This is a genomic window from Thermoleptolyngbya oregonensis NK1-22, assembly GCF_032705245.1.
GTDB classification, from domain to species: domain Bacteria; phylum Cyanobacteriota; class Cyanobacteriia; order Elainellales; family Elainellaceae; genus Thermoleptolyngbya; species Thermoleptolyngbya sichuanensis.
The window spans coordinates 1,578,646-1,603,003 of record NZ_CP053540.1; the positions used below are offsets into that span (position 1 = coordinate 1,578,646).

A 24,358-nucleotide genomic window follows, 5' to 3' on the forward strand; every position below is an offset into this window, starting at 1 on the left:
CCGCGAGAAAGCGTCCAAAATCCAGAAAGTTTAATCGCAAGTGCGTAAGTCCTAACCAGGAAGATTCTGCAAAATCTGCGAATTTTCTCTCAAATAAGCCCTTTCCGAAATCGTAGTACCATAAGCTGTATCGCTTATGAGTAAACCGTTGTAGGGCTTGGCGATCGCCCCTCTTGTTCCTTTGTCCTCTCATTTATTCATCCCCACAATCATTCGCCCCCCGATTACCTGCCCCAAATCACCTTAGGACTGACGCAGTTAGACGATTTCTCGCAGGCTGCGCCCGCGAGAAATCGTCCAAAGCCCAGAAAACTTATCGCAAGTGTGTCAGTCCTGCACCTGTAAGAAGAAATCCTGTAAAACAAAGGTCACACCGCTATGGAATCCCTCGCCTATCTCCACACTGCCCTCCTCTACGAAAGCACCGAGCCAGCACCCGAATTGCGCGACCTGAGCGAGCTATTGCCCTCGCCCACCAGCGCAGCGTGGCTCTCGGCGCAGGTCTTAGCAGCGGCTCTGGTCGTCAGCACGGCGGGGTCTGCGATGGCCGCCACGGGCACTGTGCAGACCAATGGCAACCCGCTGAACGTCCGCAGCACACCGGGCGGCCCCGTGGTCAGCAGCTTGCCCAACGGCGCACGGGTTGAGCTGACGGGTCGCCGCAGCGGCAACTATCTAGAACTGGCCAACGGCACCTGGGTTTCCGCCGACTGGGTTGCGGTGGGCAATACCAGCCCAACCCAGCCCCCCAGCGGCACCGACCGAGCAGTGGGCTTTGTGAATACTTCGGGAGAGCCGCTGAATGTCCGCAGTGCCCCCGGTGGGGCAATTGTAGGCACGCTGCCCAACGGCACGCGAGTCGAACTAACGGGTCGTTCCAGCAACGGCTTTTTGGAACGCACCAACAGCACCTGGGTCGATGGCCGCTACATTACCTACAGCCAGCCGCCCGTCACGACTCCTCCGCCCAGCCCCACTCCCAACCCCGGTGCGGGCGCAGTCAGCACCGCCTTTGTGCGGACTAATGGCAGCCCGCTGAACGTGCGAAATGCCCCCGGCGGTGCAGTTGTTGGATCGCTGGTCAACGGCAGCCGGGTGGATCTGACGGGTCGGCGCAGCGGCGAATGGGCAGAGCGCACCAACGGCACCTGGATTTCGAGCAATTGGATTACGACCAATCCGGGAACCACGCCCCAGCCCCAGCCCCCCACGCCGCAGCCCCCTACCCCACAGCCACCCATCGGAGGGGACCGGGGTACTAAGTTTGTCGCAACCAACGGCAGCCCGCTGAATGTCCGCAATGCGCCCGGTGGCACAGTCATCGGATCGCTAGCCAACGGCAGTCGGGTCGAACTCACAGGTCGCCGCAGCGGTGAATGGGTCGAGCGCACCAACGGCACCTGGGTATCCAACAACTGGCTGGTAAACGATCAATCTGGAAATGTGGGCGGCGATATTTCCTTTGGGCGAGTTCGCACCAACGGCAGCCCGCTGAATGTCCGCAGCAGCCCTGGTGGGCAGGTTGTGGGCACGATTCCCAACGGCAGCCGGGTGGCGCTGACGGGACGACGCAGCGGTAGTTGGGTGCAGCTAGAGCGGTTTGGCGAGTGGGTGTCGGGCGATTGGATTGTGATGGAATAGCCTGATTTTGGATTTTAGATTGGCGATTTTAGATTGCCAGTCGCAAAATCCAGTCGCAAACCTCCAGTCGCAAAAATCCCGCCGCAAAAATCCCGCCGCAAAATTAGTGCTGGGCGGCGCAAATCCACTCGACGGCGGCGGCCAGGTTTTCGGCCACATAGTCGGGCTGGGTCTGGTGCTGGTAGGCTCCGGCCAGGACGCGATCGCCATAGCCCGTCTGCACCAGGATGCCTTTGCACCCGGCATTGTGGGCCAGATCTACGTCCGTCGCCTTGTCGCCCACCATGAAGCTGCGGCGAATGTCCAGATGATGCTCCCAGGCGGCGGCGACGAGCATTCCGGTGTTGGGCTTGCGCCAGGTTGTCCAGCGGGTAAATTCGGCAACCGTGCCGCCTTCAGGCGGGCTGAGGTCAGGGCAATAGTAAATTGCGTCGAGCCATGCGCCCGCTTCTTCATGCAGCAGGCGGCAGAGGCGTTCGTGCAAGTTATCAACGTGCGATCGGGGATAGTAGCCCCGCGCCGGGCCCGACTGATTGGACACTAGACAGCAGAACAGACCGCGATCGTTCAGCCGCCGCACTGCCTGCGCCACGCCGGGAATCAGGTTCAGGTTTTCCAGTTCGTAAATGTAGCCCGCTTCGATATTCAGCACGCCGTCGCGGTCGAGGAACACGGCCGAGCGACCATGTTGCAGATTGTTTTGCAGATCGTGCTGTGGGTTTTGCTGTGGGTTTTGCTGTGAGTTTTGCGGTGGATTCTGATCCGAGTTCATGGCGCTTGCTCCCCGTTGCTAAGGTCCCCATGCTATAGGCCCCAAAACCGAATGCGATCGCCCAGCCAGCCCGTTTCCCTGAGCCGCAGGACGGTCTGATTCACCCGCTGCCGCAGGCTTTGATAGCGATGTCCCCTCGGCATGGCGATCGCCAGCGGTTCCCCCGATAGCCGCTCTGGTAAGACCTGGTAATTGGGGTTGCCCTGGGCCCAGCCAATCAGAACGCTGGCATCGGCGGCAAAGGCGGCGACCTGGCCGGCTTCCATCAGCGTCAGCGCCTCTTGATAGGAACTTACGCTGACCAACTGCGCCTGGGGCAAGCGCGATCGCACGACGGCAATCGTGCTGGAATGGGCAAGAACGGCGATCGCCCGACGGCGCAGGTGGGCCATGCGCTGAATCGTGCTGTCGCGGGTGATCAGCGCGGTTCCGTCCAGATAATAGGTCTCGCTGAAGTCCACCAGCCGTGCCCGCGAGGCCGTCAGCGTCATGCGGGCGATGACCAGATCCACGTCATCCGCCAGCAGCGCCGCCACTCGCTCTTGATTTGCCACGGGGCGCAGTTCCACCGCGTCGGGACGGCCCAGCAACTCTGTTGCAAGCTGCCGCGCTAGGTCAATTTCCAGCCCTTGCAGCGTGCCTGACGGGGCCTGAAAGCCCAGCGGCGGCAGGTTGTCCTTCACCGCCACAATTAAGTAGCCGCGCCGCCGAATCGTGTCCAGATCCGCCCCATGAGCGAACGGGGGCACAGCACCCTGCACCCCCGCCCAAATTCCTAAGATCAAACTCGCAACTCGCAGCCTGATCAAGCGCTTACCTAGCCCTTTGCCTTGCTTGCCACTTCGATGACCTTGCCAAAGCCCGCCGGATCGAGAATCGCCATCTGCGCCAGCATCTTGCGGTTGATTTCGATGTTGGCTTTGTGCAGGCTGCCGATGAGCTGGCTATAGCTCATGCCGTGCTGACGGGCGGCGGCGTTGATGCGGGTGATCCAGAGGCGGCGAAAATCGCGCTTCCGCTTGCGGCGATCGCGGTAGGCGTTCCGCAGTGCCTTCATCACCTGTTGGTTTGCAGTGCGAAACAGGGTGGAGTGCGACCCCCGAAAGCCCTTCGCCAGCTTCAAGATCTTCTTCCGGCGCTTCCGCGCCACGTTTCCGCGCTTTACACGAGTCATAATTCAGTCCCTACACTTGGTTAAAAGTTGAGTCGGTCATTGGGCAGTCGCAGGCGGTAGGTGATTCCAGGCCGTGCGCCCAACCCTTTGAAAAGAAGCCCAGGAATAGTGAGTCTTGGAAGGTTTGCAAAGTCGGGCGATCGCCCAATTTACCCTCCATCCTTTCCATTCCCTAGCGTTCCAGTCCTTAGAGATAAGGCAGCATCAGTTCCACATTTTCTGCGTCGCGCTCATGCACGTCGGCCTTTTGACCCAGGCGGCGCTTGCGGGTTGCGGTCTTGTGCTGCAACAGGTGGTTGCGATAGGCCTTGCGGCGGCGGATCTTGCCGCTGCCAGTGCGCTCAAAGCGCTTAGCAGCCGCTTTCCGAGTTTTTAGCTTGGGCATGGTCGTCCTGCCATAAATTTCACACAGTCTACAATTCTACACGGCGAAGCCACCCACTCGCAATTTTTGAGCTTGTTTCGATCCAAAACACTCGAAAACACATTGCTTCAAGCATCGTCTTCAAGCATCGTCTATGACCCTGCAATGGTTCAAACGCCGCAAAGTCTCGTTTCCCAGAACCGAAATTCTGCGATACGCTACGCTATTTACTAGGACTTACAGTAGGACATCTAAATCTAAATACTAGATCTAGATAAAGGTGTCATACGGCAGTTCGTAGCTTCATACCCAAGTCTTCCTTCCAGTCGCGATTGTGTGAATCCCATGAGCCAGACTGTTACCCCGCCCCAGCCCAATCTGGAAAGGTTGCGCCCGAATGGAGGCGCAGCGGCGATCGCCCCTGCCTCTTCCCCGCTCAGCGACTTTCTGCAAGAAACGACCGCGTTGACCAAGCGGCTGTTTATCCAGCTCCAGCGCCGCCCCACGACGCTCATCGCCGGATTGATTCAGCCCGTCATGTGGCTGGTGCTGTTTGGGGCGCTGTTTCAAAATGTGCCGCCGGGTCTGTTTGGCGGTAGCGCAAACTATGGGCAGTTCCTTGGTGCAGGCGTGATGGTGTTTACTGCCTTTGGCGGGGCGCTAAATGCGGGCTTGCCCGTTATGTTCGACCGGGAGTTTGGCTTTTTGAATCGGCTGCTGGTGGCTCCGCTGGTGTCGCGGTTTTCCATTGTGGCGGCCTCCGCCATCTTCATCACCACGCTGAGCGTGCTGCAAACGGCAGTGATTATTGCCATGAGCGCGTTTCTGGGCGCGGGCTTCCCTGGTGTGGGCGGGCTGGCGCTAGTGGCGGCGATTATCCTGCTGCTGGTGGTGGCGGTGACGGCAATTAGCCTGGGGTTGGCCTTTGCGCTGCCGGGGCATATTGAACTGATCGCTGTAATCTTTGTAACCAATCTGCCGCTGCTGTTTGCCAGCACGGCCCTCGCGCCGCTCAGCTTTATGCCGCGCTGGTTGCAGTGGGTGGCATCGCTAAACCCGCTGAGCTACGCTATCGAACCCATTCGCTATGTGTACAACCACGCGGACTGGTCGCTGGGCAGTGTGGTGATGAATGCGCCCTTTGGGGATGTGACGATGGGCGGAGCGCTGCTGGTGCTGGCGGGCTTTGGCGTGGTGGCGTTGCTGGGCGTGCGATCGCTCCTCAGCCGCAGCTTTGCCTGAGCAGGACGCAATGCAGCGATATTGTTAATCCTGACTGTTAATCCTGGTTACGTTAATCCGAGTTAGGTTTGTTATGATGCCAGGGAGCATTTTCGCCAGGTGTTGCGTCTGAAGCATTCAGTTCTTGAAGGTTTGGTTTTAGAGACGCATCCGAAGCCATTCACAGAAATCATTGACAGAAACCATCGAAGACCTATCACCCGCAGGTGTGAAATCTGGAGTAGCAAGTCATGAATTCATTCGTCACCCGCTTAATCTGGCAAGCCGCCCTGGGAACCGCTAGCGCAGCCTTTCTGGTGGCGCTGGGCACGGGTTCTGCGTCTGCTCAATCCACTGCTGGCGATCTTGTCACGCCGTCGCAGAATGAAGGCCGAGATCTGTTTTCAGACCGCAACGACAATCCGATGAGCGGTATTCACGACTTGATTCATCAGCTCAACTACGGCTCGATTCGCTCTCCAGAGGAGTTTCGTCGTCAGCAGCAGCAAAATATCAACTCCGCCGCTGAGCAATTTCGGGCACGCCAGCGAGCCATTTTAGAACAGCAGCAGCAGCAACAGTCCCAGCCAGACGTTTTGCCCCCTGCGCCCGCGGCCGCCGAAACGCCAGTTCCTTAGCTGCGGCGTGTGCCCTGCTGAGCATCCTATTCGCTAGTTTCCCAACTCCAGTCACAGAAGCTTTATAGCAGGTCAATCGCGTGTGAAAGTTCTATAGGGGCGAGTCCGACAAGCTTTTGGGCGAAAAGAAAACTGAGAATATGAAACTATCCTGATGCACGGCCGCAGCTTTGATACGGTCGTGTGCGGCTAATCTGCGTATTCTCTGGTATTCCAACCTTGCCATTGATCGCCCTCTATTGAATCCTGCTGCGGAATCCTGCTATGGCTCGCGCTGACGTGCTGGCACGGGGAGTCAACCTGGCCAACTGGTTCTGGTATCCCGATCGGTCGAACCCCAATCCCTACGGCAAGCGCGACTTTGCCCTAATGAAGCGGATGGGTATCACCTACGTGCGGATTCCCATCGACTTTTCGGTGCTGTATAGCGACACCGCACCCAATCGGCTCAATCCCCAGGCTCTGACCCGGCTGAATCGGGCGATCGCCCAGGCGCAGGCGCAAAAGCTCGGCGTAGTGGTCGATTTGCACAGCACGCCGCTGATCGACGGCAGTCAGAATAATTACTCCGCCAGTTTAGAAAATCCGCAATTTCGGCGGATGTTTACGGCATTTTGGCGATCGCTCGCCGCCCATCTACACAAGACGACGAATCCTGACCTGACGTTCATCCAGCCGATGAACGAACCCGTCTTTCGCAGCGACCCCAAAGCCTGGGAGCCAATCCAGCAGTCCCTCTTTCGCAGCATCCGCGAGGTCGCCCCCCAGCACACGCTGATTGCCGTCAGCGCCTTCTGGCAAAATATCTCGACGCTGGTGCAGTTGCAGCCGCTGCCCGACCCAAATGTCATTTACGACTTCCACTTCTACGAGCCGTTTATTTTCACGCATCAGGGCGCATCGTGGATTGGCGATACCTTTGAGAGCAGACTGCGGAATGTCCCCTATCCCGCCAGCCCCAATACGGTGCAACCCCTAGCACAGCAGGTCGGCGACCCGGTAGCGCGGGCGGCGATTTTGGACTATGGGCAGCAGCAGTGGGATATTCACAAACTGCGATCGCGCATTGGCGAAGCCGCCCAGTGGGCCCGGCAAAACGGCGTGACGCTGATTTGCACCGAGTTTGGCGTATACGCTGCCAACGTGTCTGCCCTGGATCGCACACGCTGGCTGCGAGACACGCGCACCGTGCTGGAGGAATTTGGCATTGGCTGGGCCTCCTGGGGCTACGTAGACAGCAACTTTGGCTTTGCGGAATGGCAGGGCAACCAGCCGATTCTCGATCGAGAAATCGTCAAAGCGCTGGGTCTGCGACTGCCGCCGCGTCTGGCAAAAACCGACGTGCTGCTGGGCACTCGATTGGGCAACGTGCTGGTGGGCGACTTCCGCAGCAATCGGCTAGACGGGCGCGGCGGCAACGATATTCTCAACGGCGTAGGCGACAGCACCGGGCGCAACAGCGTAGACGTGCTGATTGGCGGAACCGGGCGCGATCGCTTTTGGCTGGGCGATGCCACGATGGCGTTTTATGACGACGGCAAGCTCGACCAGCCAGGACTGAGGGACTACGCCCTGCTCAAAGATTTCAAGCCTGGCGAAGATACGATCCAACTCCACGGCAACCGTAGCCAATATCTGCTGGGCGCGTCGCCGATTCGCCGCATTCGGGGCACGGGCATCTTTTGGGACACCAACGGCAACGGTGCGCTGGATCGCCAGGACGAGTTAATTGGTATTGTGGAGGGAACGCAACGGCTCAATTTAGGAGCCAGCTACTTCAGCTATACCGGAACAGGATGACGACAGTTCCCCACGTTTCGCAAATTTTCATCTATCCGATTAAGTCCCTGGATGGCGTGGGCATTCAGTCTGCGGAGGTGCTGAGGAGTGGCGCGTTGAAGGGCGATCGCCAGTTTGCCCTGTTCGACCAAGCGGGACAGTTTGTGAACGGCAAGCGACACGCAAAAATACACGCTCTCCGAGCCGAGTTTGACCTTGCTGCGAACACGGTTTCGTTCCGAAACTCGGATACAGAATCGAACGGAAATATCTCGTCCAGCGCCTTCCCGCTTGAACCAGAGCAGGCAGATCTAGAAGCATGGCTGAGTGAATACTTTGGCTTTCCGGTTTACCTCCGCCAAAACCTGGAGATGGGCTTTCCAGACGATACGCAGTCGCCGGGCCCAACGATTGTGAGTCTGGCCACGCTGGAGGCGATCGCCACTTGGTATCCCGCCTTAACCCCCGCCCTAACCGTAGAGGAAGTTCGCGCCCGCTTCCGCACCAATCTTGAAATTGCAGATGTGCCCGCCTTTTGGGAAGATTGGCTCTTTGCCCAGGCCGATCAGGCTGTTGCGTTTCGGATTGGCAGCGTCCGGCTGCTGGGGGTAAACCCGTGCCAGCGCTGCGTCGTGCCCACGCGCAACTCCAAAACAGGTATTGCCGATCCCGGCTTTCAAAAAATCTTTGTGGCAAAGCGGCAAGAAACATTGCCAGCTTGGGCCGAGCGATCGCGCTTCAACCATTTCTATCGGCTGACTGTCAACACCCGACTTGCGGAGCCTGCCGCTGGGGGCACCCTCTCTATCGGAGATCCGGTTTTGCTGGAGTGAAGCTCTGCCTGAATCGCCTCCAACCCTCTCTGGTTCTAGTGGCTCCCCGCCAAAGTTCTACTCCTAGACAGAGATAGATGCCAGACAATTGAGGGCATCTTAACGATTAAGAAATACTTAAATCCTGAAATATTGCATTTGTTTTGAGCCTGTCCAGCACTAGGCAAAGGTAATAGAAACCATTGCTGAGCCAAAATTCTCGCCTCGCCTATCTCTTCACCGTACATGAAATCCTACTTCCAGGCTAAAGTCTCCTCGCTCCGGACTCCCAGTGCTTCTCCGCTCGCGCCAAACGTTGCGTCCACGCGCCCAACCCATCGCCGCCAGGGGATTCCCCTAAAACTCATGCTGGTGTTGCCCTTTGCGCTGCAAACCTGCGGCGCGGGCCTGCTCATCGGCTACATTGCCTTCAGAAACGAGCGGCAGGCGGTCAGCAACCTGGTGGCTCAGGTGGCCGATCAGGTCAGTCAGCGCGTCGATAGCCAACTCAGCGATTATCTGTCTACCCCCATGCGGCTGGTGCAGATTAATGCGGGGGCGATCGCCAACGGTGAGATCCGGCTAGACGATCCCGCCGCCAGTGGACGCTACTTTTGGCGGCAGGCGAGGGCCTTCCCAACGATCGCCTATACGGGCTTTGCCCGTCCCGATGGCAGCGAGATTGGCGCAAGGCGCTTAGCCCAGGGATTAGGGCCGTTGCTCTACGAAAACCGCCCCCCGGAACCGGCGGCGTATTACACTGTGGATCTTCAGGGCAATCGCGCCACGCGGCTGCAACGGGAGCAATCCAATCCACCAGAAGCAGCCTGGTATCCAGAGGCGATCGCCGCCGGAAAGCCCATCTGGAGCAACATCGAAGCCGCAGAAAATCTGGGTCTTCAGCTCACTGCCACTGGCCAAGTTCTCAGGCCCCAAGGCAGCGCCCAGAGCGGCGAAGCGGGCTATTACCTGGCGGCAGGCGTTGCGGCACCTGTGTACGATGCCAACCGTAATTTGCTGGGAGTCGCCCATATCAAGCTGAAGCTCACCGGGATCAGCGACTTCCTCAAAAACATCCAGGCTAGCCCATCGGGTCAAATCTTTTTGATGGAGCGAAACGGCCTGCTGATTGGCAGTTCTAGCCAGTCTCCTATCCTGTCCAATGGCGACCAGATTTTACAGCGTTTTAATAGCTTAAACAGTCCCGATCCTGTGATTCGGGCCGTGAGCCAGGAAATTCAGACCCAGCTTGGCAGCCTGCACAACATCAAATCATCAACCCAGATTGAAGTTGCCTACAACCAGCAGCGACAGTTTGTTTACATCAAGCCCTGGCGCGATGCCTACGGCCTGGATTGGCTGATGGTCATTGTTCTGCCAAAGTCTGACTTTATGGCAGAAATTAATGCCGAAACCCGGCGCAATATCCTCCTCTGTGCCGTTGTGCTGGTCATTTCCCTGGCAACGGGGCTGATGACTTCTCACTGGATTGCTCGCCCCATCGATCGCCTCAGTCAGGCTAGCCAGCGCATGGCCGGAGGCGATCTCTCCTACCAGGTCGAAGCCACTAGCCCGATTCAAGAGTTCACTGCGCTAGGCCAGTCGTTTAACTACATGACGACGCAAATTGCGTCGCTGTTTGCCAACTTGGAACACGCTAATGCAGAACTAGAGCGCATTAATTCTGATCTGGAAAATCGGGTGGAGGAGCGCACCGCAGCGCTTCAGCAAACGCTGGCCGAACTGGAGCAAACCCAGGCACAGGTGGTGCAAAGCGAAAAAATGTCTAGCCTGGGGCAGTTGGTGGCTGGCGTGGCCCATGAGATCAATAATCCGGTGAATTTTATCCACGGCAACCTGTCGCCGCTCAAAGAATCGGTTAGCGACCTGCTAGATCTGATTCAGCTTTACCAGCGTCACTACCCCACGCCACCCCGCGAAATTCAAGAAACCTCCGACGCAATCGACCTGGAATTTTTGCAGCAGGATTTGCCCAACCTGCTGGCCTCTTTGCGGGTTGGGACAGACCGGATTCGGCAGATTGTCCTGTCTTTGCGGAATTTTGCCCGCATGGACGAGGCAGAGTTCAAAGCGGTGGATATTCATGAAGGCATTGACAGCACGCTGTTGATTTTGGAGCATCGCCTCAAGGCAAAGGGAAATCGACCCGCCATCCAGGTCATCAAGCAGTATGCCGACCTGCCAGAGGTGGAGTGCTATCCAGGTTCTTTGAATCAGGTCTTGATGAATATTCTGGCGAACGCCATTGATGCGCTGGAAGCGAGGGACGCAGACCGGACGAAGGAAGCGATGCAGCAAGACCCCAGCCGTATCGAGGTTTTTACGGCGCTAGTCGATGCTGAATGGGTGGAAATTGCGATCGCCGATAATGGCGGCGGCATTCCTCAGGAGATTCAGCGCCAAATCTTTGATCCGTTTTTTACAACCAAGCCCGTGGGCAAAGGAACCGGGATGGGCCTATCGATTAGCTATCAGATCATCGCCGAAAAGCACCGGGGCACACTGGAATGCTTCTCGACTCCGGGGGACGGCACTCGCTTTGTGATTCGCATTCCCCGTTCTCAGCAAAGCCCTGAACCGAACGGAGCGGCAGAGATACTGCAAGCCGAGCCAGTGGCGGGATAGAGGAAAGTGGCGGTTGCTCAACAATGCTGGCATCTACACGTCAGACATTCCTGCGTCTATCGTCTATGTGTCAGATGTATATGCCAGATGCCAGTTTAAATCCCTGATGACAACAGGGGGTAAAAATGCCCGACGGGCCCCTGCCCGTGCCCGATGCGGAGGGAGTGCTGGAGCGCATGGGTGACATAATCTTTTGCGTGCTGCACGGCAGAAAACAGGTCACGACCGAGGGCAAGATTTGCGGCGATCGCCGCCGATAGGGTGCAGCCTGTACCGTGGGTGTCGGTGGTGTGGACGGTCTGGGTTTGCAGCACCGCCAACTGCGTCCCGTCGGCAAACACATCCACACCGCGCAACTCGCCCGTCATGCCGCCGCCCTTGACCAGCACTGCACCGGGCTGGTGCGTCTGCAAGATGCGCTCGGCGGCCTGCTTCATATCGTCCAGCGTGTGAATTTCCAGGTCGGCCAGAATTTGCGCTTCGTAGCGGTTGGGGGTGATTAGGCGGGCTTTGGGCAAGAGGTCGGTGCAAAGAAGGGCGATCGCCTCGTCGGCAATCAACTGTGCCCCCGTGCGAGACACCATCACCGGATCGACCACCAGATTCGGCAATGGCAAGTCCTCGGCTTGCTGCGCCACGGCGGCAATAATCTCGCGGTTCAGCAGCATCCCCGTTTTCACGGCCTGCACGCCAATATCCCCCACCACTGCGGCAATTTGGGCGATCACAGCCTCCGGAGGCAGCGCGTCCACCCGCGTCACGCCCTGCGTATTCTGGGCAGTGATGCAGGTCAGGGCGCTAGTGCCGTGGACTTGGTGGAACGCGAAGGTTCGCAAATCGGCCTGAATTCCTGCGCCGCCCCCGCTGTCTGAACCAGCAATCGTCAGGGCAATGGGGATGGAGAGATCGGGGACTGTAGACATTCAAGACGTGAGTCGAAGACGATCGGGAGGAACTGTAGGAGCAAATTGCTGGGGCAACCTCGTGACCTCACTGCCCCGCGACTTTCTCGCCTCATCCCATCATCTCATTCTCTCCCGCACCCTGCGATAGATCAGTATCGAACCAACACCCGCGCTGCTGCCTGGTTTACACAGCAGATTGCAAATTTATCGACCCAACTGCCTGCTCAGCATCCCTCCTGAAAAAAATCCCTCATAAAATGGGGGAAATCGAGTGTTAAGCCCTATGCCTGCGGACTTTACTGATCCTTCTGCTCACCGCGCCTCAGACCGTTCCCCCTCAGACCGTTCCCCCTCAGACCGTTCCCCCTCAGACCCTTCCCCAGACAGCGCCATCCCGCTCCACGCCGACCCCGATGTCATCTGGGTGGTCACAGAAGCGCCTGCCTCGCCTAATATCCAAACCGACGGGCAGCGTGGCGGCTGGGGCAACAATCCCTTTGGCGAACCTGGCTTTGCAGGACGCACCCAGCGCACGCCCGTTTCCACAGACGCGCTGGAGCAAAATATGTCGAGCTTCTTGTCGCGTATGGGGCGCGTGCTGAGTCGGGCCCGCCAGAGCGCAACGGAGGTAGCAGGTATGGAGCTAGAGGAAATTGTGCTGTCGGTGGAGGTGAGCGGCGAGGGCCAGGTGAACCTGCTGGGCACGGGTGGGCGACTGGGCACTAGCGGCGGCATCACGCTGACTTTTCGAGCAAAGCCCTCTGCCTGAGATTTGCCGGACTTGGCTGAATGGGTCGGGTTTGGATCGGGCGGACGAAGGGCGATCGCCCCAATCATCCCGCTAAACTGCACGCCAATCAAAACTGCGGCCAAAAATTTCTGGAATCTCTAAGATTCGCTATGTTATCTACAAGGGGCCTTGCGACCAGTTTGAATCCCGGAAGCAGCCATCAGAGATCAAAAAAGTAGGGCTATTTGGGGCTGATCTGCGGCTTCATCGGCAGGCGTATCCTGAGTTTCGATTTTTGCTTTTGACTCAATTCGCCTTGGTTTTTCTCTAGTCTTTCAAGGTTTCCCGGAGTTCGCCTTTCTCCCGCTCATCCTTTTATAACTGCGTTGCTCTGTCAGGAACGTCAACGTGACTCAATCGCCGCCGCCCACACCACCCAAGACCCTGCTCACGACGATTACGCGGGCAGTGCAGCAAGCCAGGGTGAATTTTTCTCGGCTGAAGCTGAAGCCCAATGCGCGAGTGCCGGAACTGTGGGTGCAAGACCCAGAGAGTGGCAGCCCGAATCCTGAGACCTATCCCCTGCTGGGCGATCGCTACCTGCTGGGGCGCAGTTCTCGTTCTTGCGACATCGTGGTGCGAAACCCGGTCGTCAGCCAGATGCATCTGTCCCTGACCCGCGACAGCCGCCGGGGCAAATATGCTTTCGTGCTAAAGGATGAAAACTCCACCAACGGCATCTATCGGGGCAAGCGACGGCTGACGAAGATTCCCCTGCGGCATGGCGATGTGTTCACGCTGGGGCCGCCAGATCTGGCCTCTGCGGTGCGGATTCAGTATGTCGATCCGCCGCCTGTCTACGTCAAAGCAGCCCGCTACGCCATGTATGGCTTTACAGGGCTAACGGCGCTGACGGCGCTGTGGATTGGGCTGGAGTGGCAGAAGTTTTCGGTGCGTCCATTGCCTGCCTCGGTGCAGGGGCCAGTCATGGTGATGGCTCGCGATGGGGTAACACCGCTCACGCCGACTCGCGCCCGCGCCCACACAACGGGCGATCGCCTCTCCGATTTTTCACGCTATCTGCCCGACGCGCTCATTGCTTCCGAAGATAGCCGCTATTACTGGCATCTGGGCATCGATCCGCTGGGCATCCTGCGGGCCCTGGTCACCAACATCCTCGGCGGCGGCATCCGCGAAGGCGGCAGCACCCTCACCCAGCAGCTTGCCCGCAATATCTTTCGGGATTACGTCGGCACGTCCGATTCCGCCGGACGCAAGCTGCGGGAAGCTGTCGTCGCCCTCAAGCTGGAGACGTTCTACAGCAAAGACTTTTTGATGCTGGAATATCTCAACCGGGTCTATCTCGGCAACGGCACCTACGGCTTTGAAGATGCCTCACAGTATTACTTTGGCAAGCCCGCCAAGGAACTGACGCTTTCGGAAGCGGCGACGCTGGTGGGGATCTTGCCCGCGCCAAACAGCTTTAACCCAGTGCAGGACTACGAAACGGCGGTGCAATTGCGCGATCGCGTCATCAACCGCATGGCCGCCCAGGGCAAAATTAGCTTAGAAGAGGCAGAACGGGCCCGGCGATCGCGCATCGAAATCAACCCCGAAACCCTGGAAGAACTCCGCAGCAGCATCGCCCCCTACTTTACCAGCTATGTCTTCAGCGAGCTAGAGGAACTCCTCGGCAGCCAGTTGGCCCAGGAGGGCAACTTTGTGGTCGAAAGCAGCCTCGATCCGGGCTATCAGCGCGAAGCCGAACGGCTCCTCCGCAGCACGGTCGAATCCGTTGGCGCAGGCTCTGGCTTTTCCCAGGGCGCACTGGTTACGCTGGACAGCCGCACGGGCGAAGTGCTGGCGCTGGTGGGCGGCGTAGACTTTCAAGAGAGCCAGTTCAACCGAGCCACTCAAGCCCTGCGACAGCCAGGGTCTACCTTCAAGGCCTTTGCCTATACTGCCGCCCTAGAGCAGGGCATTTCGCCCTACACCGCCTTTTCTTGCGAACCGATGACCTGGCAGGGGCAATCCTTTCGCGGCTGCGAACGCACCAGCAGCGGCAGTGCGGATATGTATACGGGCATGGCGCTGTCGGAAAATGTGATCGCGCTGCGGGTGGGGCGCGAGGCTGGACTGAATAACATCGTGGAGACGGCCCGCCGCATGGGTATCACCTCGCCGCTGAATCCTGTGCCTGGCCTGGTGCTGGGGCAGAGCGAAGTGACGCTGCTAGAGCTAACTGGGGCCTATGCTGTGCTGGCGAATCAAGGCGTTCGCAATCGCCCCCATGCGGTGCAGCGCATCCTCGACAGCAGCGATTGCACTGATCCCAACGATGTGCAAAGCTGCCGCGTGATTTACGATGCCAGCAAAACGCCCCAGGCGAATACAGCCGTGCTGCCTGCCGACATCGCCCGCACCATGACCGACCTGCTGCAAGGCGTGGTGTCTAACGGCACGGGTCGTGCGGCCTATCTGGGACTGGGCGAAGCGGGGAAAACGGGCACAAACAACGACAACCGCGACCTCTGGTTTGTGGGCTATGTGCCCAGCCGCCAGATCACCACCGGAATTTGGTTTGGCAACGACGACAACTCGCCCACCGGGGGCAGCAGCGGCCAGGCTGCCCAGCTTTGGGGTGATTATATGGGGCGGATTATTCGATAGGCAGGAGTCGAGTCCGCCTGCTGGGGGCAAAAAGCTGGATATCCTGGTAATGGAGACCAGCGAGGACGCAGCTATGACAGAGCAAGGGCAGGGGAGCGCATCGGGAATGCCTGAGACGCTCACGATCGCCGTGGTGGGAGATGTGCATGACCAGTGGGACGCGCAGGACGAGCGGGCGCTGCGGCGGCTAGGGGTGGATCTGGTGCTGCTGGTGGGGGATTTTGGCAACGAGGCGGTGGGCATTGTGCGGGCGATCGCCGCGATGTCGATTCCCAAGGCCGTCATCCTCGGCAACCACGATGCCTGGTACACCGCCACCGACTGGGGCCGCAGCAAGCGCCCCTACGATCCCAAGGTAGAAGACCGCGTGCAGCAGCAGCTAGACCTGCTGGGCGAAACCCATGTGGGCTACGGCTATTTGGACTTTCCTGCGCTGGGGCTATCGGTCGTCGGCGGGCGACCCTTTAGCTGGGGCGGCTCCCAGTGGAAGAATGAAGATTTCTATGCCAGCCGCTACGGGGTTCGCAGTTTCCAGGAATCTACCGAGCGCATTGTTGCTGCGGCGCAGGCTGCGGCCCATGACACTATTCTGTTCATTGGTCACTGTGGCCCCCTGGGACTAGGCAGCGCCCCAGAAGATCCCTGCGGCAAAGACTGGAAACCCATCGGCGGCGACCACGGCGATCCGGATCTGGCAGCGGCGATCGCCCACGCCCGCACCCTCGGCAAGTCTGTTCCCTTGGTCGCCTTTGGGCACATGCACCACTCCCTGCGCCACACCAAAACCCAGCTTCGCCGCCCGCTGCATGTTGACCCGTCTGGAACGGTCTACCTGAATGCCGCCTGCGTGCCCCGGATCGTGTCTACAGAAGAGGATTGTCTGCGAAACTTTTCGCTGGTTACGCTGCGGCGCGGCGAAGTCTTCCAGACCTCGCTAGTTTGGCTCAATCAGGACTGCGCGATTCATTCTAAGCAGGTGTTTTATCAGCAAAACGCCCCTGCCATTGAAGAACGAGAAGAATCGGAGGCGATCGCCTGACGGCCCAAACCCCGCTCACCTGGCCCCTCAAGAGAAAGATTTCAGCCCTGAAACCGGACTCCTGAACCCTGATTTCTAAACCGCTATGTCTCGCGCTCAGCCCATCCCCACCGACCAAATCTGGCGCTTTAGCCGCAGCGGCCTTGCCCAGGTTCAATCGATCGATCGCCAAATCGAGCTACAGGTGGGCGATCGCTGGATTCAGCACCAGGCGCATCAAAATCGCTATCGCGGTCGGGTGATGGTGCGGTTTGCCAGCGCAGATGGGGCAAAAGCGGCGATCGCCCCGGCGATTGGACTGGTGCTAGAAGACGCTTTTCTGGTGCGCGGTTCAGTGCTATCACAACTGCCAGACCCCAATCCCGACTTTGCAGGCGGCATCTTGGTACAGCTAGAGGTGCCCGTGGTGGCCTGGGGCCAGGCGATCGCCCCCGACCATCACCTGCTCGTTACCTGGTACGTCTCCGAAGACCCCGCCTATCGCAGCAATCCGCTCTATCAGATATTTCTCCAGGCAAATCACGAAGCCACCGCCCAAAGTCAAGATCTCCTGCGACCCCGCCCCCGTCCGCCCGCCTGCGAAGGCTGCACCCACTACCACGGCTATGCCTACGAGGGCAGCACAGGCATCCACTGGCTCTGCTGCGGTCTGCATCCCAGCGGGCCAGCGGGTGGGGTGTGTGGGGATTGGTGTGGGGAAAAGGGGAAAGAGGGCGTGAAGGCGTGAAGGCGTGAAGGCGTGAAGGCGTGAGATTCAGTGGGACGCTGGTTGCGCTGTTGCCCCATCACGCCCGCGGCGGCTGAAACTGGTACAAATCCTCAATGACCCGTGTCCAGCTTTGCACCAGGGAGTCCAGGATGCGATCGCCCTTTTCCCGCGTCGCAGCGGTGGGGTCGCCGAGGGTACCGCTCTGGCTGAGGTCGCGAGTGACCCAAGAAAAGGGGAGGTCGCCCTCCATGCTCAGCAGGCTGTTTTGGGGTAAATTGGCGGGGTATTCCGGCATAGCCCGGTCAAGCTGCACTTGGTCGGGCAACAGCGACAGCAGCAGGCTGGTTTCGGCATCGCCCGCGTGAATGCCGTATTCCAACTCCCTGGGCGTGAGCAGGTCGGGCGCAACATTAGTCACCCGCCAGACAAACAGGGGAAACACCCAAAAGTCGCCATACTTCTGGTGTAGATCCCGCGCCACGATCTCGATGATCTGGGGCTGCCCGCCGTGGGCATTGACGATCGCCCATTTGCGGAAGCCTGCCCGATACACACTCTCGCCGACCTCCGTCAGCACGGCAATCAGCGTTTGGGCGCTGAGGGTGATCGTGCCCGGAAAGTGCCAGTGTTCGTTAGACTTGCCATAATGGAGGGTCGGCAGTGCATAGGCTGGAATGCTGGGCGACAGTTGCGAAAGCGCCTTGCCCACAACGGCAGTGGCGATCGCCGCATCCACCACTAGCGGCAAATGCGGCCCGTGCTGCTCGATCGCCCCAATTGGTTGCAAAATCACCGCTTGCTCTGGATGGGGCATTTGCTGAATATCTGTCCAGGTGAGGTATGGGAAAAAGCGGTCTGGCGGAATGTAGCTATGCATAGGGAGTCAAGTTTCAGAATCAAGTCGCAGAATCAAGTCGCAGAATTAGGAGTCAATAGATTCCGTCTAGGATAAAAAAGATACGTACTGAAGGAAAAAGCCCCAGAGAATCCACAGGCGGGCGATCGCCCATTTGCCTGAAATCGGTCAAACCCGGTTGAATGGTACAAAAGCGATTTTAGGAAAAGCGATTTCAGGATTAGTGCCGCCGCTCAGAGTTGGTTTTCAGAGTTGGTTTTCAGAGTTGGTTTTCAGAGCCAGTTTTTTAGAGCCAGTCTTTCAAAACGCACTCTGCAACTTACGGAAGTCTCTCTGCAATCTATAAAGCCGACATCGACGGTTGATCTAAGATTGCCTTAAATTAGGTTAAGTCGGGGGCATCTTCAGTCATCTCTACACTCTCAACCCATTTGCCCTCGAGGTAAATTTGCGCCAAACGTCTCAGATGCTAGGCCGGGCAATGTCTCCGGCAGTTAAAAACTTCGTCAGACCAGTGAGCCTGCGCGTAAAGCTACTGGTGGGTTTTAGCGTGGTGTTTAGCCTGGTGTTTGCTGGGGCCTTCTACTGGTTCTATTCCTACACAACCGAAAAGGTCGTTGCTCGCCTGCGGGCCGACATGCGCTCGACGCTCATCGGGGCCCTATCGGGCGTAAACCCAGATGACTTGCTGGGTCTCTACGCTGAAGGAGAGCGCAATGCTGAGGGCTTTTCTGACGACCCCCGCTACCTGAGCCAGCTTGCCTGGTTTGAGACAGTTCAAAATATCGAGCCGCGAGTGTGGCTCTACTCCTACATCATTGGCAATGCCGACACCAATCGCCGCGTTGGCCTACCCGCCGTTGGCCCTGGCGAGAGAGAAATTATTTATCTGGTAGACCTCTGGGCGCTGAATGACCCCACCAAGGCAGCCAAGTTTCTAGAATCGGATCACGTAGGGCTGTTGGCTCGGCGTATCGAGCTGCAAGGCGGCATTCAGGAAAGCGACAAAATCTACACCGACCGATGGGGCACCTGGATTTCTGCTGCTGCCCCGGTCAAGAGCCAGCAGAACGACGTGATTGTCGTTGTCGGGCTAGATATCGACGCTCAATACGTCCGGCTGCTGCAACAGGCCATTCGCAACCGCATGTTATTTGCTTTCATCATCACCTATGCCGTCTTTTTCGTGCTGATTTACATGCTGTCGGGCATGTTGACTCGGCAACTGGCTAGCCTGACCCAGTCTGCCCAGCAAATTGCCAGCGGCGACTATAGCCTAGACCTGTCCTTTGCCGAAAAAAATCCTTTTCCCGATGAGATGACGACGCTGGCGGAAGTGTTCAAAAGCATGGTGAACAGCATCCGCATCCGCGAACAGATGATTCGGGAAGGCAAGCGAACCGAAGACGAAATTCGACTGGCGCTAAAAGAAGAGCGAGAGCTGAGTGAGCTAAAGTCGCGATTTGTGTCGATGGTGTCGCACGAACTGCGAACGCCCCTCACTGTCTTACGCACGTCGCTGGAACTGCTGGAACGATACGGGCATGTTGCGCCTGAGGAAAAGCGTGAGAAATATTTCCAGCGGAGCCGTGCCGCCATTACCACGATGAATCAACTGATTGAGGATGTGTTGGTTAGCGCCAAGGCGGAGGCCGGTCGGCTAGAGTTTAGCCCCAGTTGGATCGATCTGAAGTTGTTTTGTCGCGATGTCGTAGAAGAGATGCGGATGAGCATTGGCGCATCCCATAAGATCGTGTTGAATTGCTACGGCTCCTGCGAACTGGTGTATCTCGATCCCAAGCTCCTTAGATCCATTCTGAGCAATCTGATCTCCAACGCGGTGAAATATTCCCTGGCGGGCGGCGTGGTGGAATTTGACCTGTCCTGTTTTGATCAAGTGGCGACGTTTGAAATTCGCGACTATGGCATTGGCATCCCCGATGAAGATCAGCCCCGCTTGTTTCGGCTGTTTCACCGGGCCAGCAATGTGAACGCCATTCGCGGCACGGGTCTGGGGCTGGCGATTGTGTATCAATGTGTGTTGCAGCACCAGGGCGAAATCTACTTTACCAGTTGCGAGGGCGTAGGCACGTCGTTTGTGGTGAAGCTGCCGCTGACGCTGGGCAGCCGCGCCGAGCACCTGTCGCCGGAGTCGGTGTAGCGAATGTTTGAGCGAATGTTTGAGTGATGCAAACCAAGCCAGACCTGCGATCGCCCGCTAATCGTGCCCTAGACCTGTCTCGCGCCTTTTGGTGGGTGGGCTTGCTGAGTGTGCTGCTGCAAATGGGGTTGGGTGCGGCGGCGGCGGCGGCGCTGGTGTCTGCGTCCCGGTCTAATCTGGCGCTGGATGAGCCGCCCGTGCGGGGCATTGGTATTGGCATTTTTTGGGCGGTGTGCGGCGGTGTGCTGCTGCTGGTGGCGATCGCCAATGCCTTTCGCTACATTCGCATTTCCCAGCGTCTCCGCCGACTCGACCTAGAACAACATCCCAAGACCATCGCCCTAGTCAGACTGCTGCGTGTGGGCATTGTGCTGGGCTTGGTCGGAGCGCTGGTCACGCTGGTTGGCGCAGAGGTCAGCATCGCAACGCTGATGACCCAGGCTGAAACCTCATCTGCTTTGGCAAACACTCAGGGATTTGTGCGAATCCTCAACCTGCAAGTAGTCGCGGCAAACCTGCACCTAGTCGCCGCCCATTTTGCGGGGCTGTCCCTTTCTCTCGGACTCTACGACTGGTTCCGGCGACAGTAGATCTGGACAGAGTAGGTTTCGGATGCAGTAGATTCGGACAGAAGAAGCTACTAACCAATCGTCACCCAAATCTGCTGGTGCAAACGCCTAATGTGGGGCTAGTACAAATCCGCCTCAATACAAATCCGCCTCAAGCTGTCCTACAGGAATAAAGCACTCCTGCGGCAACAGAATGGGCTTCCCAGAAAAAATCAGCTTGCCCCGGTGCGTAAAGCGGTCAATCGCAATGCCAATCGGACGCTGCACCTGATCGGGATGCACTTCGTAGTAGGTGCGATAGATGTGGCGGGCGGCTTGCAGCAGCGAAGGGTCGAGCAGTGCCGAAAAGTCAATCTGTTCGGGGCGATCGGCAACCCGCGTATCTACAAAAGGCGTGCTAGAAGGCGTGCTGCGAGTGGAGGACTGTTGCGACGTGTACACCAAAACTTTCTCCCGGTGGTTTTCTGAATTTTCCCTGAGCAGTGGGCAAGCTAAAAGCGAATAGGACGGGAACAGGTGGATTGAACTAACGGCTCATCACGGCTCATCACGGACAGCTTGATATGGGTTCAATATAGTTCACCTATATTACCTTGAGCAAGGGAGGAACTGCGTGCCCATTGTGCTGCTTGCGTGCCCATTGCGTGCCCATAAGGATAGCGAAAAATCTTTGAACACGACGCACTGAATAAAACGCAATAAAACTCGATAAAACGCGCTCTGCTGAATGTGCTGATTTTGAATGTGCTGATTTCCGTCGCGCTTGGTTGCTGCAATAGAAATTTACGCAGCCCCCGACGGAGGATCACCGGAATATCCCTTCATCGCAATGTAGTCAGTTCCAGAACCCAGGGTGTTAATCGTTTCCTCAGCTACCATTCCTTCTGGACACAGTTTTGGTCGGATGATAGTCCCGGTTGTTGTGCGATGTTATGCGATCGCCTTGAAGCCGCTCTACTCGCTTCGCAAGGGGTTACTAAAAGTTTCTTCGGTTTCTTTCCAGGGATGGGGTGTTCTGGATATCTCTCAGGCCTGCAACCCAGCCATCAGCAGCAAGAATAGGTAAACCGCTTGGGTCAATAGGGCTTTATTAAGCTCCTATGTCGGCGCAGTGGACTTCATCTGCATTGGCTCAATTCTTGGTCAGGATTTAGTCAAGACTTCTGGCGATTAGAGTCTTCAAGGTTTTTGGCTTCAAACCATCTCTCGCTTCGCAGTTTCTCGCTTCGCAGTTTCTCGCTTCACAGTTTTTCACTTCACAGTTTTCCCGGAGGGCTTAACCTATGCCATTCATTGTTTTAGCGCTGCTGTTCCTTGGTGCGACTTTAAGTATTGTTGGTGGGGTTTGGGGGTTGGTGTTGGCGTTCAGTGATCATGTTCTTTGGGGGGTTGCCTACCTGCTGGTGCCGTTTGCGTCGCTGGCGTTTTTCATCATGCGCTGGGGGCGAAAGTCGGTTCGGCAGGCCTTTTGGCTATGGTTGTCTGGGTTTGGCATGGTGCTGCTGAGTCTATTGCTGAGTGCCCTGATTGGGCAAAGCCTGCCGTCTCCAACATCATCGGGATTTGGCGATGATCTATCGCAACTGCCGGAGGGCACTGTACCTGAAGCACTCACAGAACAGCCCTCAGCCGCTCTGGAACTGTCCAGCGTCCTCAACCCTCAAAATGGCGAATAGAGCACCGAGAAGTAGATGCCGCTTTCCTGGAGCGAGTCGCCTGACCCGGATAGCTCCACCAGCGGAATGCCCCAATTGACCCGGATAGACAGGCGATCGCCCTGTTGCCACAGCAGCCCAAGCCCAACGCCGACCAGCGTATCTGGCTGATTGTCGTTGCGCTGGCTGCTGTCGGCGTTCCAGACCGTGCCCGCATCGATAAAGGGAGCCAGGTGCAGCAGTCCGTCAATTTCGGGAACTCGCAGAATCGGTAGCCGCACCTCCGCCGACAGTAGCGCTCCGCTATCGGTCAGCAGGGCATCCTGGCGATAGCCGCGCACGCTCTCGGCTCCGCCCAGCCCAAACTGTTCCAGCGCCAGCAGCGAGTCGCCCGTCAACTGCACATCGCCCCGCAGCAAGAACAGGGTGTCGGTCGCCAGCAGCCGCACCCACTGCCCCTGACCGCGCCAGGCAAAAAATCGGCTATCGGGTTCGCCGTTGTTTACCGTTGCGTCCAGCCAATCCAGCCCCAGGCTGAACTGTGAGCGAGCAGCGAGAACCTGCTGGCGATTGCGCCGGGTCCATTCCTGCACAAACCGGAGGGCAGTGACGCGGGTGCGCCCCTGATCATCGGCTCCGGGCGAGGGAAAGCCCTGCTCGTCAGGAATTTCAAAGGTGGTGCGGCTGCGCTGGTGGGAGAGGATGAGGCCGAGGGCAAATTCTTCGTTGGGCGATCGCCCCACAGGCTGTCGCAGCGAAAGTTCGGCATAGGGCGATCGCGAGGCAATATTCAGTTGATCAAACGGCTCCTCGATCACATCGCTGCGGGTGGTTCCAGCGGCGATTCGCAGTGTGCCGTCCTGTGGGTTTAGCGGAATCGTATAGCTGCCCGAAAATTCGTTGCTGCCGCTGGTGCGCGTATAGCCCACACTCAGCCCATCGCCATAGCCCAGAAAATTGGCGTGGTTGAACTGCGCCCGCTGCCGAAAGCTGCCGACGCTGGGCGATCGCCCATTATCCAGCGTCAAATCCAGACTTACTGGGTCGGCTTCTTGCACGACGACTTGCAGCACATTGGTTCCGGTGCGCGTTCCCGCTTGCAGATCAGCAGACACGCTGCGAATCAGTGGGTCAAGCTGGAGCAGTTGCAGCCCCTCCAGCAGACTGTTGACGTTGAGCGGAGTGCCCGCCGCCCGCCGCAGCCGACTGCGGACGTAGCCCGCATCCAGCCGATCTAGCCCCGCCACGTTGATGGCTTCTAGGCGACCTTCGACAACCCGAATCGTGACCACGTAGCCGTCGGGCGTTTGCGGCAAGACCTGATCTGCCGGGACGATCGCCCCCGAACTGATATAGCCACAATCGATGTAAAGCTGGGTGATGGCCGCCCGCGCCTGAAGCACCTGGGCAAAGGTGAGCGGTTGTGCGATTAAAACATCCGGCGAGTCTACACTGCGGGAACAGCGATCGCCCCCGTTTTCTGCCACGCTTCCCGACACACCGCCCACCACAGACTGCTTCGCCACCGTCGCCAGCTTTTCGGCGCTAAACGCCGTGCTGCCCTGCACCACAAATCGGGCGATGGGCAGCGCCTCAGGGATTTCCGCAGGCAGGTCTTGCGATGGCGGCTCTAGATTGACTGGCGGCAGCAGTTCCTCTGGCGGCGGCAGGGGCGGCAGTGGCTCCACGGGCAACGGCGGCAGGGGCGGCGCAGGCGGCTGAGGCAGCAGATCCGCTGGCAGGCGTGGCAACGGCGGCTGGGGACGAGGGTCAAGCGACTGGGCGATCGCCCCCGGCATCTTGAAATAGCCGCCCCATAAAGACAGCCCCAGTCCCAGCAGTAGCGTTCCTACACGACCCATCGGATGTTTGCCCAGAGTCTCCCCCGGCTGAAAAAGTTGGTAGCATCCTACCACCCAGCCCTCCAGCTTGGGGAATTCCCCCTCAGGGGGATTAAATCAGGGGGATTAAACCAGACACCAGATCCCAAAACGGCTCGGCACTAACCTCACAAAAC

Annotated in this window: 20 protein-coding genes and 1 pseudogene; 13 read left to right on the top strand and 8 right to left on the bottom strand. The window is 58.2% G+C overall.

From position 1 onward, the window contains the following. Window positions 1-378 precede the first annotated feature (378 nt). The gene (locus HNI00_RS06760) at window positions 379-1,641 is read left to right on the top strand and encodes an SH3 domain-containing protein (RefSeq protein ID WP_316791838.1); all 1,263 of its coding nucleotides are present in this window, start codon (window positions 379-381) and stop codon (window positions 1,639-1,641) included. A gap of 103 nt (window positions 1,642-1,744) precedes the next feature. Here HNI00_RS06760 and HNI00_RS06765 read toward each other — a convergent pair whose 3' ends face one another. The 4 genes from HNI00_RS06765 to rpmI form a co-directional block, all read right to left on the bottom strand. Further along, on the bottom strand, window positions 1,745-2,413 hold the full coding sequence (locus HNI00_RS06765; RefSeq protein WP_316791840.1) for a D-glycero-alpha-D-manno-heptose-1,7-bisphosphate 7-phosphatase: 669 nt from the start codon (window positions 2,411-2,413) through the stop codon (window positions 1,745-1,747). Between the two features lie 32 nt (window positions 2,414-2,445). Next, window positions 2,446-3,162, bottom strand: coding sequence for a transporter substrate-binding domain-containing protein (locus tag HNI00_RS06770; protein WP_316791842.1), 717 nt, complete (start codon window positions 3,160-3,162; stop codon window positions 2,446-2,448). Window positions 3,163-3,230: 68 nt separating this feature from the next. Beyond that, complete coding sequence (gene rplT / locus HNI00_RS06775) at window positions 3,231-3,587, bottom strand: 50S ribosomal protein L20 (protein ID WP_068510159.1); 357 nt, start codon at window positions 3,585-3,587, stop codon at window positions 3,231-3,233. A gap of 187 nt (window positions 3,588-3,774) precedes the next feature. Next, window positions 3,775-3,972 carry a 50S ribosomal protein L35 gene (gene rpmI, locus HNI00_RS06780; RefSeq protein WP_172358485.1) on the bottom strand — a complete coding sequence of 66 codons (198 nt, stop codon included), beginning with the start codon at window positions 3,970-3,972 and terminating at the stop codon, window positions 3,775-3,777. Window positions 3,973-4,296: 324 nt separating this feature from the next. Here rpmI and HNI00_RS06785 point away from each other — a divergent pair, with 324 nt between their 5' ends. The 5 genes and pseudogenes from HNI00_RS06785 to HNI00_RS22080 form a co-directional block, all read left to right on the top strand. Beyond that, window positions 4,297-5,193, top strand: coding sequence for an ABC transporter permease (locus HNI00_RS06785; protein ID WP_172358484.1), 897 nt, complete (start codon window positions 4,297-4,299; stop codon window positions 5,191-5,193). Between the two features lie 230 nt (window positions 5,194-5,423). After that, entirely contained in the window at window positions 5,424-5,810 is a 387-nt protein-coding gene (locus HNI00_RS06790; protein ID WP_316791845.1) for a hypothetical protein, read from the top strand. Between the two features lie 264 nt (window positions 5,811-6,074). Then, entirely contained in the window at window positions 6,075-7,610 is a 1,536-nt protein-coding gene (locus tag HNI00_RS06795) for a cellulase family glycosylhydrolase (RefSeq protein WP_316791847.1), read from the top strand. Beyond that, window positions 7,607-8,422, top strand: coding sequence for an MOSC domain-containing protein (locus tag HNI00_RS06800; RefSeq protein WP_316791849.1), 816 nt, complete (start codon window positions 7,607-7,609; stop codon window positions 8,420-8,422). The genes HNI00_RS06795 and HNI00_RS06800 overlap by 4 nt, the downstream gene beginning before the upstream one ends. 1,509 nt (window positions 8,423-9,931) lie before the next feature. Then, window positions 9,932-10,924: pseudogene (locus HNI00_RS22080) on the top strand (sensor histidine kinase); the annotation flags it as partial. 218 nt (window positions 10,925-11,142) lie between these two features. Here HNI00_RS22080 and thiD read toward each other — a convergent pair. Then, window positions 11,143-11,970 carry a bifunctional hydroxymethylpyrimidine kinase/phosphomethylpyrimidine kinase gene (gene thiD, locus HNI00_RS06810; RefSeq protein WP_316791854.1) on the bottom strand — a complete coding sequence of 276 codons (828 nt, stop codon included), beginning with the start codon at window positions 11,968-11,970 and terminating at the stop codon, window positions 11,143-11,145. A 265-nt stretch (window positions 11,971-12,235) separates the two neighbouring features. On the opposite strand from thiD, the gene HNI00_RS06815 reads away from it, so the two are divergent. The 4 genes from HNI00_RS06815 to HNI00_RS06830 all read left to right on the top strand — a co-directional run bounded on the left by HNI00_RS06815 (window position 12,236) and on the right by HNI00_RS06830 (window position 17,118). Further along, complete coding sequence (locus tag HNI00_RS06815) at window positions 12,236-12,721, top strand: Pepco domain-containing protein (RefSeq protein WP_297079294.1); 486 nt, start codon at window positions 12,236-12,238, stop codon at window positions 12,719-12,721. A gap of 369 nt (window positions 12,722-13,090) precedes the next feature. Next, window positions 13,091-15,352 carry a PBP1A family penicillin-binding protein gene (locus HNI00_RS06820; RefSeq protein ID WP_316791858.1) on the top strand — a complete coding sequence of 754 codons (2,262 nt, stop codon included), beginning with the start codon at window positions 13,091-13,093 and terminating at the stop codon, window positions 15,350-15,352. 73 nt (window positions 15,353-15,425) lie between these two features. Further along, the gene (locus HNI00_RS06825; protein ID WP_316791860.1) at window positions 15,426-16,391 is read left to right on the top strand and encodes a TIGR04168 family protein; all 966 of its coding nucleotides are present in this window, start codon (window positions 15,426-15,428) and stop codon (window positions 16,389-16,391) included. Between the two features lie 85 nt (window positions 16,392-16,476). Further along, the gene (locus HNI00_RS06830) at window positions 16,477-17,118 is read left to right on the top strand and encodes a hypothetical protein (RefSeq protein WP_316791862.1); all 642 of its coding nucleotides are present in this window, start codon (window positions 16,477-16,479) and stop codon (window positions 17,116-17,118) included. A 58-nt stretch (window positions 17,119-17,176) separates the two neighbouring features. Here HNI00_RS06830 and HNI00_RS06835 read toward each other — a convergent pair whose 3' ends face one another. Continuing rightward, the gene (locus HNI00_RS06835; RefSeq protein WP_316791865.1) at window positions 17,177-17,977 is read right to left on the bottom strand and encodes a creatininase family protein; all 801 of its coding nucleotides are present in this window, start codon (window positions 17,975-17,977) and stop codon (window positions 17,177-17,179) included. Between the two features lie 460 nt (window positions 17,978-18,437). Between HNI00_RS06835 and HNI00_RS06840 the strand changes: the two genes are divergently transcribed. Both HNI00_RS06840 and HNI00_RS06845 read left to right on the top strand, forming a co-directional pair. After that, window positions 18,438-20,117 carry a sensor histidine kinase gene (locus HNI00_RS06840; RefSeq protein ID WP_316791867.1) on the top strand — a complete coding sequence of 560 codons (1,680 nt, stop codon included), beginning with the start codon at window positions 18,438-18,440 and terminating at the stop codon, window positions 20,115-20,117. A 26-nt stretch (window positions 20,118-20,143) separates the two neighbouring features. Further along, complete coding sequence (locus HNI00_RS06845; protein ID WP_316791869.1) at window positions 20,144-20,707, top strand: DUF3611 family protein; 564 nt, start codon at window positions 20,144-20,146, stop codon at window positions 20,705-20,707. 114 nt (window positions 20,708-20,821) lie between these two features. Here HNI00_RS06845 and HNI00_RS06850 read toward each other — a convergent pair whose 3' ends face one another. Next, window positions 20,822-21,040, bottom strand: a complete 219-nt coding sequence (locus tag HNI00_RS06850) for a hypothetical protein (protein ID WP_068516326.1) — start codon at window positions 21,038-21,040, stop codon at window positions 20,822-20,824. A gap of 929 nt (window positions 21,041-21,969) precedes the next feature. Here HNI00_RS06850 and HNI00_RS06855 point away from each other — a divergent pair. Continuing rightward, window positions 21,970-22,362: a hypothetical protein gene (locus HNI00_RS06855; protein ID WP_316791871.1), complete on the top strand. Its 393-nt coding sequence runs from the start codon at window positions 21,970-21,972 to the stop codon at window positions 22,360-22,362. Here HNI00_RS06855 and HNI00_RS06860 read toward each other — a convergent pair. Then, the gene (locus HNI00_RS06860; RefSeq protein ID WP_316791873.1) at window positions 22,347-24,203 is read right to left on the bottom strand and encodes a ShlB/FhaC/HecB family hemolysin secretion/activation protein; all 1,857 of its coding nucleotides are present in this window, start codon (window positions 24,201-24,203) and stop codon (window positions 22,347-22,349) included. The two genes, HNI00_RS06855 and HNI00_RS06860, sit on opposite strands and share 16 nt — an antisense overlap. Window positions 24,204-24,358: the final 155 nt, after the last annotated feature.